A 14,825-nucleotide genomic window follows, 5' to 3' on the forward strand; every position below is an offset into this window, starting at 1 on the left:
CTTACTTCACCAGGCGCACGCGGGTGACGCCTTCAATCGCTTTAAGGTCGGCAATGGCCTGATCGGTCACTTCCGAATCGACGTCAATCATCGTGTAGGCAAACTGACCTTTGTTTTTATTGGTCATATTGGCAATATTGATGTCGTCCTTGGCCAGCACCGCCGTGATACCCGCAATCATGTTCGGCACGTTGTGATGAGCCACCGTGATCCGGTGCGCGCTTTCGCAAATGTCCATGTTGCAGTCGGGATAATTGACCGAATTGACAATATTTCCGTTTTCCAGAAATTCGCGCATGGAGTCAATCACCATGGACGCGCAGTTTTCTTCGCTTTCCGGCGTGGAAGCGCCCAGATGCGGAATATTGATCACGTGCTTCATAGCAAAGGTTTTGTTGCTCGGGAAATCCGTGACATAGGCTGCGAGGCGGTCGCTTTCGAGGGCTTCGGCCAGCGCGTCTTCATCCACAAGGCCGCCGCGGGCCAGATTGATCAGCCGCAGGCCTGGTTTACAGATTTTAAGCAAATCAGCATTCACATAGTTTTCGGTTTCTTTCATAAAGGGCACATGAATCGAAATGTAGTCGCAATTCTGGAAAAGAGTTTCCAAACTGGAGGCCCGTTTAACTTTTCTGCTTAACCCCCAGGCGTGTTTGATGGAGATAAATGGGTCGAACCCGTAAACCTTCATGCCGAAATCCACGGCCATGTTGGCAACCAGCACTCCGATCGCCCCCAAGCCGATAACGCCCATCTTTTTCTTATACAGTTCAGGCCCTGCAAATTGCTTCTTGCCTTTTTCCACCGCAGCGGCGATATCCGTATCCCCGCTGAGGCTTTTCGTCCATTCGATCCCTTCCACCACTTTTCTGGAAGAGATGAGCATGGCCGTGGCCACCATTTCCTTCACGGCGTTGGCGTTGGCCCCCGGCGCGTTGCAGACCACAATGCCCGCCTCGGCACAGCGATCGAGGGGAATGTTATTGACACCAGCACCCGCCCGACCAATAAAGCTCAAACTGTCCGGCAATGCCATGTCGTGCATTTTGGCGCTGCGCACCAAAATAGCGTCCGGCCACTCCGATCCGTCCCCATCGACAACATAAGCGTCGGTTAATTGCTTGAGGCCGCGTTTGGAAATGTTATTCAGGGTCTTGATTTGATATTTCATTTTTTACCTTTCATGATGCCGCAGCAAATTCGGCCAACTTCGATACTACCCCGAACTTTACTGCGCGCGTAATGGTGAACCGGCTACTCCGGCTCTGATGCTTAGATCTGATGTCGGTGAATTTGCAACATTTAGGAAGATGATCCCCATTATTAATGGGCCATCTCGAAACGTTTCATGAAATCGATCAGCGCGTCGACGCCGGCCATGGGCATGGCGTTATAAATAGATGCCCGCATCCCGCCGACCGTGCGGTGCCCTTTGAGGTTTTCGAGGCCGGCTGCCTTGGATTCCTTCACGAACTGGGCGTCAAGATCAGCGTCGCCGGTCACAAAAGGCACATTCATCAGCGAACGGGCTTCCGGCACCACCGTGCCCTTGAAAAGTTTGGAATTATCCAAAAAGTCATAAAGCTTGGCCGCTTTTTCTTTGTTGATGGCTTCCATTGCCGGCACCCCACCGAGCTTCTTCAGCCATTTGTAAACCAATCCGCAGATATAAATGCTGTAACAGGGCGGCGTGTTGTAGCAAGAATCCTTGTCGGCGTGAATCTGATAGTTGAGCATGGCCGGAATATCCACTGCGGCGCGGCCCAACAGATCCTTGCGGATGATCACCGCGACAACCCCGGCCGGGCCCATATTCTTTTGTGCCCCGGCAAAAATTAATCCGAATTTGGACACATCATAAACTTCCGACAGAATATTGGACGACATGTCCGCCACCAGTGGCACGTTTGCCGGCACGGTCGGCAGGTTGTCCGGCCGGAAACGGGTACCGTAAATCGTGTTGTTCACACAGATATACAAATAATCGATGTCGTTGCGCATCAAGGATGCATCAAATTTCGGAATGTAGGTGTAAGTTTTGTCCTCGGAAGAGGCGATCACCTTGGCATCGCCGACCTTCACCGCTTCCTGATAGGCCTTTTTCGCCCAGTTCCCTGTTTGAATGTAATCCGCCCGATGATGGTCCGTCATCAAATTCAGCGGAATCATCGAGAACTGCGTCGAACCACCGCCCTGCAGGAACAGGATCTCATAATTATCCGGCACCTGCATCAGTTCCTTATAATCCGCCTTTGTCTGCGCCAGAATATCCGCAAAAGCTGCCGAACGATGGCTCATCTCCATCACGGACATGCCGGTATCGCCGTAGCAGAGCATTTCTTTTTGCGCTGTTTCAAGCACTTCCACCGGCAAAGCAGACGGACCGGCAGAAAAGTTGTAAACTCTTTCCACAATTTACCTCCTTATGAATTTTGAATCATGTAAAGTTACAAACAAGAACATTATAATCATAAGGTTTGTTTTTTTCAATGCGGTAAGGTGTTATTTTCAGCCGAAGAACGGTATTTTTGAGTATCGCTTCTCCCTTTTGCTTTTAACAAAAAACATGCAAAGGTAGAGCAATGATGTCCGTCCGAATAGATACTAAAAAAGACCCTCCGAAGAGGATCTTAATCACGCATCACACCAGCAGCGGCAAAAATAACTTGGCCAGTCCCAGAAAGATGAAGAAACCGCAGGTATCCGTCATCGTCGTTAAAAAAATGGAAGAAGACAACGCCGGATCCTGACCGATCTTTTCCAAAACCAATGGAATCAGATAGCCCGAAACGCCGGCGATCACCAAATTGCCAACCATGGCCATCACCACCACCATCCCCAGATAAATATTGTGATAACGGAAATAGATGATAATCCCGGTGATCAGGCCGATCGCCGCACCATTGAGCGCCCCTAAAGCGATCTCCTTAAACACCAAGGGCCAATCGTCTTTCAAATTGATTTCGCCAAGGGTGATACCCCGAATCGCTACCGAAAGCGTCTGGGAGCCGGCATTCCCCCCCATCCCGGAGACGATGGTCATCACCGAAGCCAGTGCCGCCACCTGCGCGATCACCGAATCAAAAATGGCGATGGCCGACGCTGCAATAAAGGCCGTGATCAAATTGACACAAAGCCAAGGCAAACGCCGCTTGATGGACGTTCCGATTTCTCCGCCGATTTCTTCCTCGCCAGACACGCCCCCCATGTGAAGGATATCTTCCGTCTGTTCTTCCACCATGACGTCCATGATATCGTCGGCTGTGACAATCCCAAGCAGCGATTTGCGGCGGTTGACCACTGCCAGTGCTGTCAAATCGTATTTGCGCACGACCTGTGCCGTCTCTTCCTGATCAAGCAGCGGATCCACCGTCACCACATTGGGATCCATGATATCTTCGAGCAAGGTCGCGGGATCTTCCGAAAGAATATCCCGCAGATCAGCCCAGCCCACCAGCTGCCGTTTGCGGTTGAGCACAAAAATCGTCTCGATAACTTCGGTTTTCGGGGCAATCTCCCGGATCTTCATCAATGCCTGCACCACGGTCAGATCCTGATATAAAGCGATATATTCCGTGGTCATCAGGCCGCCGGCCGTATTATCTTCGTATCCCAGAAGCACCTGGAGCTCTCTGGAATCGCTGGCCTTCATCATCTTGAGCAGACGCTTGCGGCTGTCGATGGGCAAATCGCCCAAAATATCGGCAATTTCGTCATTAGGCATAAAGGAAAAAATCCGAATGATATCCGAATATGCCAGCTGATGAACCACCCGCGCCTGCAATGCGTCGTCGGCATCTTCGAGCACGTCCGCCAGAAACTCTTTATCATCCTGATTAAAAAACCACTTCAGGTCCTCGTCGTTGATGGCGTCATCGTCGAGCACCGCCACAATATCGGCTGAGTGCATAATTTCATCCAGCCACTCCGTATTGATGGGTTCCCGGCTTTTAATGCGTTCTAACAGGGCTTCGTGCTGTTCTAATTGTTTTTGTTCTTCACTGGCCATGGTACCCTCCGACAACCGTTAATCTTATTACTATGCCACTAAACTTCCCGTGCTTTCTTAAAATTATCTTTGCCTATTATAACAGAAATTCCCGCGCGGCGTTACCCTTTTGAAAACAGTTTTCGTCAAAGTTCTCCAGACCTTCGTCATCGGTTGACGCGGCCATCCGCCTCTAAAGGCTCGGCCAACAGCATCAGGTAAACCACGACGAGTACCGCCACTGCAAAGGGCATCGCCAGACGGCCAAATACCGCCGTCAGCCGAAAGGAGATTACCACCCCGAGCACAAAGCCGGCGATGATGCCAAAATAGCGCAGGGATTTTCTGGCCTGACCGCGGTCGTGACTGCGCATCGCCCGATACAGTGTATCGACCCCGCTGCGCAAATTCCCAGTGCACATGGTGGTCGCAAAAGCGCCGCCCCGCAGTCTGCGAAAGCTCTGAACCTGCATGCTCGACACGAAAGCGATCATCCCATTGGCCACCAAATTCCAGCCGTCACTTTGGGGAATAAAGGTCACGCCCAGCAAAACGACGGCTTCCAGGACAATGATGATCTGGCGCCAATGCAAAAGGGAGATTTCGCGAGCGGTGTGCTCCTCGTGAATCCATTTGGCTACCAGGATGCCCAGCGCATACACGCTGATGGGAAGCAAATAGCGCAGAGCCCGAGGCCCATTGCCCTGGGCAAGGTTGAGCCCCATTAGCACGATATTGCCGGTTTCCGCCGTGGCAAAGACCTGGCCGCGGGTCACATAGCTATAAGCATCCAAAAATCCGCCGACCATCGCCAGAAGCGCCCCCAGCCGAAAGGTCTCCGAGATCCGTTCATCCGCTTTCATGATGCAGCTCCTTTCCGATACGTGTGATGGATCTGCATCGCCATTTTGATCAATGCACATCTCACTTTTAGGCATTTTTCGCGTGATGCTTGCCGGATTGGCAAACTTTTTTCATGGTACGCCACTTGCCCGCACTTGTCAAATGCGCTTTGATCCGGCAAAGAAAAAAGACTCCTGAAGGAGCCTTCTATCCTAATGATATATTTAAAAACCGGACTGTCCTTATGATTCATAAGTGAGTTTTATCTTGATTTTATCTCCTTTGAAAATAACCTTTGTATATTCGAAAGGAAGACCATCGCTGGAATAAATTACATCTCTCAGAAGTAATAATGGTCTATCTTTTTTTGTATTCAATAGCTTGGCTTCCTCGCTTGAAGCCGAAACCGATTCTAAAGTTTCATCAACCCGCTTCCTTTGCAATCCATACTCTTCATTTAAAATGACACATAATTGTTCTTTTTCCAAATTTTCTTTCGTCAATTGAAAACTGTATTTAGGACTGACATAGGAAATATGAATACTAATTGGCTCATTCCTTATATAGCGAACCCTTTTTATTTTATATACTAAATCATACGGTTGCAATTTGAGGCGCTTGGTAACCGTTTGACTGCCCTTTTCTGTTTTGATTTCAATAATTTTTGTTGAAATCTCATAGCCCATTTTTTCTAATTGCTCACGGATACCGATATAGGCCGGACTCAATGTTTCAATCTTTTCAGAGACAAAAGTCCCCTTTCCCTGAACCCGATATAGCCATCCTTCACGAACCAGTTCAGTTAGAACAGAGCGCACCGTCATCCTGCTAAGCCCATACATGCTGCTTAACTCATTTTCTGAAGGGATTTTTTCATCAGGTCCCCATTTTCCCGACTCAATCGCATCTTCTAAAATTTCACGTAATTGCTGATGTAATGGCTTAGGATCATTTCTATCTAACATTTTTCTATCCTTATCGTAATATATAATGGTGTCTCAATTTAATTAAAGCTTATTGTATTTTAACGAAAAAATAAAGTCAAGCGCACAACATGTGGTTTGACTTTACCATGTAGCATTACAATAGAGGCGAGGTTTATGGGATAGCAAAAAGCGAAGATCAAACAGACTTCGCAGAGCATTCTGGACGCACACGCCGTCTATCTCAACTGCTGTCTCGCCGTTTTGTACGATGAACTCCCCCATGCCGACGAAGTTGCACACCGCTCATCAAAAAACAACCGCGCCTTCATGGAAACCTACGGTATGAGCATCAAAAACACCACCGAAAACTCCTGCGTCGTCGAATGCATGCACATGTATCAGGAATTGACTCAAAAATAAATCAGGAACTTCTGTTCCCACTGATGCTCTCAGCTTTTATGTGCTTTAAGAACATCGGTTAAATAAGCGTATTGCCCATCTCAACATACCTACTCGCATAATAGCCGCATTCGGACTATTCAGAATATAACTTATTCTATGTTGAACCTTGTTATTGTCGTTTAGATCCAACAAGATAGACGGCAGCGGCTGGTATAGAATTTCGAGAGACTGATTTCTTAAATACCATAATAATAGGCCGCCTACGGTTTTGTTTCGCCATAGAAGGCCTAAATAGTTATACATTTACAGGCTCCCCATTACTCAAATCATTTAATAATACAACCTAGGCAAGGTTTGCTTCAATTTTTTTACCGTGTGTATCGGCCGCTATCATTGCATTGTATAGATCTTTCGCCGTTACGACAAATGCGTGATTCTGCGTAAATTCTTCTGCCTGTGTATGGCGTTCACACCATTCGAGTAATCTTTCCGAAAAAACAAGAAATATCCTGCATGTTTAAATCTTCAAAACATACCGGCAGCCCAAACTTAGCCAAGGCGATATCGAGATAATATTGTGCCAATGTATTAATTTTGAAAACTTCAATCCAGCTTAGATACAGCTGCATTATTGACAAGAATATCCATATGTTCGAATTTTTCTTTTGCAGATTTGATAAGAGCCAAACAATTTTCTTCCTTATTATCATAAAAATGTATCCGGTCATATCCGTCTGAAAAGCTGGTTGTAGAATTACAATAATATGAAACTTAAGGGATAAGAAAGCGATTGAGTCCGTTAGAATGAAATGAGCGAAAACAATCTAACAAAAGAACAGCAATCGCTTTGAAATTTATTCTTTATTTTTTTCCGCTAAATATTTTTTATATTGATCAATTAATTGGATCGCACTTCTTGTCCCTATCAACTCAACACCAAGTTCAATCATCCGCAGACATGCTGCCAGCTGAAATTGCCGCGGAATCCCGGAAAACTTCATTTTGGCGCCGTCAGACATATAATCCCTCATGATTTGAAGCTGGTGTTCATTTGGCAAAATATTTGCTCCCGTTCCCGTTTTTACATAATCCACACCGCATTCACAAGCAGTCCTTGTTGCCACTGCGATTTCCTTATCCGTTAATGTGCCAATTTCAAGAATCGTTTTGCACAGAGCGTTACGATTGTGGCATTTCTCGACCTGTCCCTGGATTTCTTTTTTTACCAGATCAATATTGCCGTCTTTAAGCGCTCCGATATTGATAACCATATCGATCGCCGTCGCGCCATTTTTCAAAGCGTCGTCGATTTCTGCCATTTTCATCTCGGAGGTCAATGTTCCGTATGGAAAGGAAATCGCCGCGCCGACTTTCACATCGCTGCCTTCAAGCGCTTCTGCAACGACGCTCGTCCAGCATGGCGTTGTATAAAAGGCTGCAATATTGTATTCTCTCGCTTGTCTGCATCCCTCGCGAATGGCTTCTTCCTGCGTTTCCGGTGCTAAAATTGCCATGTCGAATACTTTCGCAAATCTTTCAACAGACATTGTTTTCAGATCAATCATTTTATTTCTCCCGCCTGATATCACGATGCCCCGGCATATTCGGGGACAATGCCGATTGCCCGCATCTTGTCGAGCGCGTCGATAATTTCCGGGGCCGCTCTTGTTCCGATCAGCTCCGCGCCCGCCATAATAAAGCAATAGGCGTTTTGCGGCCGGGGGAATTTCACCCCCGCCACTTTTAGTTTGATGTCTGTGTTTTCAAGTGTTTGCTTCATGATTAAGAACTGATCCATCGATGGACCGTCAAATTGTCCGCTTGCTGTTTTGGCGTAATCAATCCCGATTTCCGCAACCAATTCACAGGCAATGCTAATTTCTTCGTCTGTTAAGAAGGCAACTTCCAAAATATATTTTGTCAGGGCATCTTCCGCCGCTTCTTTAAATAACCGCAATTCTTCTTTAATGACATCGTATTTGCCATCTTTTAAAGCGCCGATATTCATAACCGTATCGACGGAACGCGCGCCGAGCTTGATCGCTTCTTCTGTCTCAAAGGCTTTAACAGAAGGAGTGGAGCTTCCAAACGGAAAATTGATGGCTGCGGCCGGCAATACATCACTGCCTTTTAATTCCTCCTTCATGACCGGAAGCCAAAACGGACTGGAGGCATAAAAAGCAGCACAGTTATATTTAACGGCATCCCTGCACCCCTGACGAATATCTTTTTCGTCCGTGTTCTTTGGCAGAACGGAATAATCAAAAAGCTTTCCGATATTATCCTTCGTGTATTTTGATAAATCGACCATTGTCTTTCTCCTTCTCCTCTCGTAAAAACCTATTTTGCTCATCAATTCATAAAATCCTTAATGTGCTGAATAATCCCCTCCTCATCTAACTCGTAATACGACAAAACATCATTGTACGGCCCGTTCGTTGCATAGCAATTAGGGATCCCGTGACGGCGCACCGAAATATCCGGTTCTTCACTAAGCAACTCTGTCACAAGCGTTCCCAATCCGCCATCTCGATAATGTTCTTCCACAATCAAAACCCGCCTTGTTTTTCGCGCCGACTTGAGTATCAATTCTCGATCTAAAGGATAAACGGTTGGAAGCCCAATATGTTCAACGTGAATATGGTCGCTTTTAAGAGCTCTCGCTACTTTCATCACATACTCCGTCATGCTGCCTGTCGAAATGACCGTTATTTCCGTCCCTTCGCAGATCAATCGCCCTTTCCCTATCACGAATGGCTCGGTATCTTCAAACAAAACCGGTATCGCCGGATTGCCTATTCGCATATAAACAGGACCATCGTACGCAAGCATTGCTTTTGTCGCTTCTTTAATTTCATTTGGATCCTGAGGCGCTAAGATAACCACTTCCGGAATCATTCTAACGATTGCAAAATCTTCTAAGCTGTGGTGCGTCGACCCCAGGTCCGAGTAGGTAATCCCGCTGTTTCGCCCTACGATTTTAATGTTTTGATGCATATAACCCACATCGTTTCGAAACATCTCATAAGGGCGGCACGTGACAAACGGCGCAATGGCACAAAACACAGGAATAAAACCGCCAGTCGCCATTCCCGCCGCCATGCCAATGGTTCCCTGTTCAGCGATGCCGCATTCGAAATACCGATCCGGGCATGCCGTCATAAAATCGGAAAATCCCGAGCTCTTTCCGCTGTCTGAAGAGAAAAGTACAATGCGCTCATTCTGTTTTGCAATTGCTGAAACGGATGCCCCAAAAACCTTTCTCGGGTCATAATATTCTCCAATTTTCATGAAGCAGCCTCACAAATCTTTTCTTGATATGAAAGTTTTGCCCTCAGAATCATTTCGCATTGTTCTAATTCTTTCCCGGACGGTTGCCAAAAATGGGAAGCCGTTTTTCCTTCCTGCGTTGGAATCCCTTTGGCTTTAATTGTTTTTGCAAAGACAATGCTCGGTTTTCCTTCTTCAGAAGGCAGCTTCTTTAATACATCAAGAATTTGTCGCACATCATGGCCATCAATTTCATGAGCGGCCCACCCAAACGATTCAAACTTAGCCATAACCGGCTGCATATTAAGGACATTTTCTACGGATCCACTGATCTGCAAGCCATTGTAATCAACGAACAGAATCAAATTATCCAATTTGAATTTGGCTGCCTGTGCCGCCGCTTCCCAGTTAGAGCCTTCCGGCAATTCGCCATCGCCCATTACCACGAAAACACGGCTTTTGTCCTTCCGAAGCTTCGCAGAGGCTGCCATGCCGTTGGCAATTGCCAAACCATGCCCTAATGCGCCTGTGTTTGCTTCTATTCCGGGTAGTTTTTGCATGTTCGGATGACCCGGGATCACAGAATTCAAATGGCCGTAAGTATCTAAAATCTGTTTATCGAAAAACCCCTTTTCGGCCAACACAGCATATTGCGCCAAACATTTATGCCCTGCAGACAACACAAAGCGATCCCGATCGGATTTATCCGGCATGTTCGGATCGATATTCATCTCTGAAAAGTAAAGGGCCGTCACGATATCAATCGCAGACAGGGCGCCTCCAAGATGACCGTGTCCGCTTGATTTTAACATCCGGATCACATTCAAGCGACATTTTGTTGCCAAACATTCAAGCGCTATTGCCGAGATGCCCATCTTACTTTTCTCCATCAGCCGCGTTCATAAATCGTCTTTGGTAAGAAACCACCTGATTGGCGCTGGTAAAACGGGCTAAATAATTGGGTTCAGCCGTCAGAACGACGCGTCCTGACATATCTCTGAATTCATCCGCAACCAATAATCGATCAATATCCGGATAATTATCGGCCCCCTCCATACTGCAAATAATCAATCTGGTATCCTCTAAGTTGCTCTGTCTTAACCAGCGCAGATTATGTCTCACCCCATCGAGGCCGTCCGAACCTTCTTTTGATTCAAAGGAGCGCTGCTTCAAAATCCTTTGCGCATCTTCTCTGACCTCTTCCAGACCGACGACATCTTCGGCTGAGTAATAATCTTTGTCGATCATAAAAGTTCGCAGCGCTTCCAGATATTTCACATTCCGGCTGCTGTCAAACAGACCGAGATACTTTTCTATTTCCTGTGATTGCATCAACCGATGACGGATAAAGGAGTTGATAAAATAAGGTTTTGCCTGAAGGGCCAGTGCCGTTTGCCATGTTTCGAACATCAGGGTGAAATTAACCCGATACCCGTGTTCTTTGAGCATTAACGCTAATCGATGACCCCTAAAGGCATCCGCTGTCTTAGGCTGTGAATACCTTGTATCTAATTTTTTATCCCCAGTAAGCAACTGGTTAACATTGTCCTTATTAACCGGTCCGGTGTGAGGCACTTTAATAACAACGCGATACTCAGAAAGCATTTCCCTGAATTTTTCTGCCTCTTCCAAAATTTCCGAATCGCTTTTGCCGAAGGGATCATTCAGTTCGACAGAAATATCGGCTCCCGGTCCTAAAATTTTCCCTATCTCTGCCATCACCTCATCTCTGGTTTTAAAGCGATGATCGATATTTGCCTTTGGATTATTGATAAACAAATCATAAATAATGCCAGGATTGCAAGTTAAATTGGCAAGAATATCTTTAATCGGTTCTATTTCATACGGGTTGGCACTATCCGCTGAAAAAAGTAAATTGGTTGATCTTTTTTGGTTGTTTTTATCATAAGAAATATCTCTGACTAAATCAGCTAAGAGAACATGGTCTTTGATCTGATAGCGCAACTTGAAACCAGCAGGTGTCTCGCCCTTTGGCACATCAAACGTACGAATCACTTTTTTAAAATTATCTGTTGTCCCAATATATTCCGCTAATGTACCAATCTTGGAAATATCTTCATAATCAATCGGTTGTGTCAGAAAATGATTGACAAATTCTTCTTCCCCTCGTGCAATCTGCAAATTCAGGTCCTTAACTTGATAGCAAATATTCATTTTCTTATCTCTCCAAATCTTTTTCATGATGTCCGTATCTGTCTATACAAATTGTCTTTATAAAATGTGGCTGGGATAATGGAATCCCAACCACCGCTCAAAAATAATATAACCTATTTAAAACACTCGGCTGTCAAGCGCCTCATATACTTTTGCGAACTTTTCATATGCCTTGTCATATGCTTCAAAATTATTTGTATTCGGCGTATATTCCTCTTTAATTTTGACGGCTCTCTGTGATGCATCATGAACGTCATTATAGGCACCGACGCCTACACCCGCATACATCGCCGCACCGAGGCAGCCGGATTCGCTGGCTTCCAGGATTAAAATCGGGCAATTAGACATGTCTGCCAACATTTGACTCCATAACGGCGACTTTGCGGCTCCGCCTGTCAAGCGAATACTGTTAATGTCAATTCCGGCTGCCTGCTCCGCTTTGACAATGTCCAGCATTTCAAAACTAATGCCTTCCATCACAGATCGGGCAATATCCGCTTTTGTTGTTCCTAAAGACATGCCAACAAAGGTTCCTCTCGCCCGATCATTTAATTTTTCTCCCGCTGCTCCCTGTAAATACGGCAAGAAGGTAATGCCATTGGCGCCAATCGGAACACGCTCAATTTGGCGGTTAATAACATCGTAAGGATCCATATTCACTCCCGGCGCAGAACCCACGATTTTTTCAAGATCACAGAAAGTATCCCGATACCAGCGATAACTGGATGCCGATGTGTTGGAAAAGGCTTCAATCGTATAATTCCCGACGCCATGATTTCCCTTTACAACCAGTTTTCCCTTCGGGTCCCTGATGTTTTTATCGGAGATCACGAAACAGGATCCAAAGGTTCCCATTACCATCACGGCCGTTCCGTCATCCACCCCGCCGGATCCGAAGGTGTTGCAATTCTGGTCATGAGCGCCCATGCAAACCGGCGTTCCTTCCGGCAAACCCGTTAATTTTGAAATTTCAACGTTAATGCGGGCGACCACTTTTCCCGGCTCTGCAATAATTTTTGCCCTTTTGCTCAAGGGAATACCGACAATATCATGAATCTTTTTCGACCATTGATCCGCATTGATATCCATCATGCCTTCACGGCTGGCCGAAGAAAAATCCGTATAATAATCATCCGCACCCAATTGCTTTAAAAAATAATCCTGATGCGTTGAAAACAAGGCCGTTTTTTCCCAATTTTCGGGTTCATTCTGCTTGAGCCAGATGAGTTTTAGAAGGCTGAAAACAAACCCAATCGGGTCGCCCGTGATTTGATAATGCTCTTTTCTGGTAATATATTTTATATACCATTCAAGTTCTTTGTTAGCGCCTCTCAAATCCTGCCACCCGACAAAAGGCCTAATCAGCTTTTCATGCTGATCCAGCATGCCGATGACAGATCCTTGCGATGAAAGGCCCACCCCTAAAATATCTTTTGGCTGGATGCCGGACCTTTCAATCGCTGTCTTGCAAGTCGCATACAACGCAGGGGTAATATCTTCCGGAATTTGTTCCACCCAACCTTCATGGGGATAATAACAAGGATATTCTCTGTAATCACTGCCAACCAATTTCCCTTCGAGATCAAACACACAGACTTTGCATCCGGTCGTTCCGGCGTCCATGCCAACTAAATATTTACCCATTTTCTCCTCACTTCTCCTTCAATGATTAAATATCTGCTCTATTCACCCGTATAAGCCGGAATAATCCCGATCTCTCTCAAATCGTCTACCGCGTCCAGGATTGCCGGCGCCGCTCTGGTTCCGATGAGTTCTGCTCCGGCTAAAATAAAACAGAACGCATTTTGAGGTCTTGGCGCTTTTACGCCGGCCACTTTCACCTTCGTTTTGCTCCCCTTAACCGCATCGGCCATCAGCTTGACATCCATTACGTCGGGGCCTTCATACTGTCCGGTTGATGTTTTAACCCAATCGATGCCGGCCTCTGCAACAAGCTGACAAGCCGTTGTGATTTCTTCTTTGGTCAAGTAACACGTTTCAATAATCATCTTTGTCATGACGCCTTGGGCCGCATGGACATAATCATTGAATTCTGCCTTGATTTTGTCGTATTTCCTGTCTTTTAAATCCCCGACGTTCATAACGTTATCTAAAACCGTGGCGCCTTTTCGAACGGCTTCTTCTGTTTCAAAGGCCTTCACCGCGCTCGACTGCTGACCAAAGGGAAACCCGATTGCAGCGCCGACCATGATATTGGTTCCCTTTAGTTCTTCCGCAACGATGGGCGTCCATTCTGAGGAGGAAAAACAAAACGCTTTGCAGTTATATTCAATCGCTTCTTTACAGCCTCTTCTGATTTCTGCTTCTGTCGTTTGTTTTGGCAACACGGAATAATCGAATAACTTCCCCATATCCCATTTTGTCATTTTAGATAAGTCGACCATAAGCTTTCCCTCTCAATTTTACTTACTTTCTGACGGTTCTTCATATGCCGGAATCATCCCAATTTTTCTCATGGTGTCCAATGCATCGATAATCTCCGGCGCCGCTCTCGATCCGATCAGTTCCGCACCTGCTAATAAAAAGGCGTATGCATTTTGCGGCCGCGGATATTTAACACCGGAAACTTTTACCTTTGTTTTGCTATCTTTTAATGTATTAACCATGACAAGAACCTGTTCCATGGTCATGCCGTTATATTGGCCCGATGATGACTTCGCCCAATCAATGTCTGCTTTGGCGATCAGTTTACACGCCGTTGCAATTTCTTCATCGGTCAACATCTCTGCTTCAATAATCATTTTTGTCATGGCTGGGCCGGACGCTTTTTTAAAGTCTTTAAACTCCTGAAGCACTTGGTCATACTTTTTATCTTTTAATGCCCCCACGTTCATACAGCAATCCAAAACGGTGGCGCCCATGCGAACCGCTTCTTCCGCTTCAAAGCATTTAACAGCGCTTGTTTGCTGCCCGAAAGGAAAACCTACCGCTGCGCCAACTAATAAGTCGGTCCCCTTTAGCTCTTCCGCAACAACTTTAGTCCAATATGAGGACGAAAAACAAAAGGCTTTGCAATTATATTCGATTGCTTTTTGACACTCTTTCCGAATGACATCTTCCGTTGTGTCTTTAGGTAAAATTGCATAGTCAAAATGTTTCCCTAAATCATGTTTCGTCATATGCTTCCAATCAATCATCATTTTCCTCCCTCTTTTTACATCTCACCATCATGACGGCTTGGTTGTCTTTATTATATCATC

At 45.9% G+C, this 14,825-nt stretch carries 14 protein-coding genes; 1 reads left to right on the top strand and 13 read right to left on the bottom strand.

The features are described from left to right. Position 1: 1 nt before the first annotated feature. The 5 genes from HMPREF0721_RS04945 to HMPREF0721_RS04970 form a co-directional block, all read right to left on the bottom strand. On the bottom strand, positions 2-1,171 hold the full coding sequence (locus HMPREF0721_RS04945) for a phosphoglycerate dehydrogenase (RefSeq protein ID WP_006598501.1): 1,170 nt from the start codon (positions 1,169-1,171) through the stop codon (positions 2-4). Positions 1,172-1,323: 152 nt separating this feature from the next. After that, positions 1,324-2,412: a 3-phosphoserine/phosphohydroxythreonine transaminase gene (gene serC, locus HMPREF0721_RS04950; protein ID WP_006598502.1), complete on the bottom strand. Its 1,089-nt coding sequence runs from the start codon at positions 2,410-2,412 to the stop codon at positions 1,324-1,326. 229 nt (positions 2,413-2,641) lie between these two features. Continuing rightward, positions 2,642-4,009 (bottom strand): magnesium transporter, encoded by a 1,368-nt coding sequence (mgtE, locus tag HMPREF0721_RS04955; RefSeq protein ID WP_006598504.1) that lies wholly within the window; start codon positions 4,007-4,009, stop codon positions 2,642-2,644. A gap of 146 nt (positions 4,010-4,155) precedes the next feature. After that, complete coding sequence (locus tag HMPREF0721_RS04960) at positions 4,156-4,851, bottom strand: YoaK family protein (protein WP_040639923.1); 696 nt, start codon at positions 4,849-4,851, stop codon at positions 4,156-4,158. A gap of 222 nt (positions 4,852-5,073) precedes the next feature. Further along, positions 5,074-5,796 carry a GntR family transcriptional regulator gene (locus HMPREF0721_RS04970; protein WP_006598507.1) on the bottom strand — a complete coding sequence of 241 codons (723 nt, stop codon included), beginning with the start codon at positions 5,794-5,796 and terminating at the stop codon, positions 5,074-5,076. 180 nt (positions 5,797-5,976) lie between these two features. Between HMPREF0721_RS04970 and HMPREF0721_RS12805 the strand changes: the two genes are divergently transcribed. Then, complete coding sequence (locus tag HMPREF0721_RS12805) at positions 5,977-6,177, top strand: hypothetical protein (RefSeq protein WP_423219055.1); 201 nt, start codon at positions 5,977-5,979, stop codon at positions 6,175-6,177. 836 nt (positions 6,178-7,013) lie between these two features. On the opposite strand, the gene deoC (HMPREF0721_RS04980) is transcribed toward HMPREF0721_RS12805, so the two are convergent. From deoC (HMPREF0721_RS04980) to deoC (HMPREF0721_RS05015), 8 genes are all read right to left on the bottom strand, one after another. Beyond that, positions 7,014-7,724, bottom strand: coding sequence for a deoxyribose-phosphate aldolase (gene deoC / locus HMPREF0721_RS04980; protein ID WP_006598509.1), 711 nt, complete (start codon positions 7,722-7,724; stop codon positions 7,014-7,016). Positions 7,725-7,744: 20 nt separating this feature from the next. Further along, positions 7,745-8,470: a deoxyribose-phosphate aldolase gene (gene deoC, locus HMPREF0721_RS04985; RefSeq protein ID WP_040639925.1), complete on the bottom strand. Its 726-nt coding sequence runs from the start codon at positions 8,468-8,470 to the stop codon at positions 7,745-7,747. A gap of 41 nt (positions 8,471-8,511) precedes the next feature. Then, positions 8,512-9,450 carry a transketolase family protein gene (locus HMPREF0721_RS04990; RefSeq protein ID WP_006598511.1) on the bottom strand — a complete coding sequence of 313 codons (939 nt, stop codon included), beginning with the start codon at positions 9,448-9,450 and terminating at the stop codon, positions 8,512-8,514. Further along, positions 9,447-10,304, bottom strand: coding sequence for a transketolase (locus HMPREF0721_RS04995; protein WP_040639926.1), 858 nt, complete (start codon positions 10,302-10,304; stop codon positions 9,447-9,449). The genes HMPREF0721_RS04990 and HMPREF0721_RS04995 overlap by 4 nt, the downstream gene beginning before the upstream one ends. Position 10,305: 1 nt before the next feature. After that, positions 10,306-11,631 (bottom strand): transaldolase family protein, encoded by a 1,326-nt coding sequence (locus HMPREF0721_RS05000; RefSeq protein WP_006598513.1) that lies wholly within the window; start codon positions 11,629-11,631, stop codon positions 10,306-10,308. A 90-nt stretch (positions 11,632-11,721) separates the two neighbouring features. Next, positions 11,722-13,248: a xylulokinase gene (locus HMPREF0721_RS05005; RefSeq protein WP_006598514.1), complete on the bottom strand. Its 1,527-nt coding sequence runs from the start codon at positions 13,246-13,248 to the stop codon at positions 11,722-11,724. Between the two features lie 38 nt (positions 13,249-13,286). Further along, complete coding sequence (gene deoC / locus HMPREF0721_RS05010; protein WP_006598515.1) at positions 13,287-14,009, bottom strand: deoxyribose-phosphate aldolase; 723 nt, start codon at positions 14,007-14,009, stop codon at positions 13,287-13,289. A gap of 18 nt (positions 14,010-14,027) precedes the next feature. Then, on the bottom strand, positions 14,028-14,762 hold the full coding sequence (deoC, locus tag HMPREF0721_RS05015; protein ID WP_040640290.1) for a deoxyribose-phosphate aldolase: 735 nt from the start codon (positions 14,760-14,762) through the stop codon (positions 14,028-14,030). Positions 14,763-14,825: the final 63 nt, after the last annotated feature.

Source organism: Pseudoramibacter alactolyticus ATCC 23263 (genome assembly GCF_000185505.1).
GTDB lineage: Bacteria > Bacillota > Clostridia > Eubacteriales > Eubacteriaceae > Pseudoramibacter > Pseudoramibacter alactolyticus.

What these genes read in the sequence shown, in the direction of transcription:
- HMPREF0721_RS04960 (WP_040639923.1), bottom strand. Translation starts at nt 4,851, where the DNA reads ATGAAAGCGGATGAACGGATCTCGGAGACCTTTCGGCTGGGGGCGCTT.
- deoC (WP_040640290.1), bottom strand. Translation starts at nt 14,762, where the DNA reads ATGATTGATTGGAAGCATATGACGAAACATGATTTAGGGAAACATTTT.
- HMPREF0721_RS04990 (WP_006598511.1), bottom strand. Translation starts at nt 9,450, where the DNA reads ATGAAAATTGGAGAATATTATGACCCGAGAAAGGTTTTTGGGGCATCC.
- deoC (WP_006598509.1), bottom strand. Translation starts at nt 7,724, where the DNA reads ATGATTGATCTGAAAACAATGTCTGTTGAAAGATTTGCGAAAGTATTC.
- HMPREF0721_RS04945 (WP_006598501.1), bottom strand. Translation starts at nt 1,171, where the DNA reads ATGAAATATCAAATCAAGACCCTGAATAACATTTCCAAACGCGGCCTC.
- HMPREF0721_RS05005 (WP_006598514.1), bottom strand. Translation starts at nt 13,248, where the DNA reads ATGGGTAAATATTTAGTTGGCATGGACGCCGGAACGACCGGATGCAAA.
- mgtE (WP_006598504.1), bottom strand. Translation starts at nt 4,009, where the DNA reads ATGGCCAGTGAAGAACAAAAACAATTAGAACAGCACGAAGCCCTGTTA.
- deoC (WP_006598515.1), bottom strand. Translation starts at nt 14,009, where the DNA reads ATGGTCGACTTATCTAAAATGACAAAATGGGATATGGGGAAGTTATTC.
- HMPREF0721_RS04995 (WP_040639926.1), bottom strand. Translation starts at nt 10,304, where the DNA reads ATGGGCATCTCGGCAATAGCGCTTGAATGTTTGGCAACAAAATGTCGC.
- HMPREF0721_RS05000 (WP_006598513.1), bottom strand. Translation starts at nt 11,631, where the DNA reads ATGAAAAAGATTTGGAGAGATAAGAAAATGAATATTTGCTATCAAGTT.
- deoC (WP_040639925.1), bottom strand. Translation starts at nt 8,470, where the DNA reads ATGGTCGATTTATCAAAATACACGAAGGATAATATCGGAAAGCTTTTT.
- HMPREF0721_RS04970 (WP_006598507.1), bottom strand. Translation starts at nt 5,796, where the DNA reads ATGTTAGATAGAAATGATCCTAAGCCATTACATCAGCAATTACGTGAA.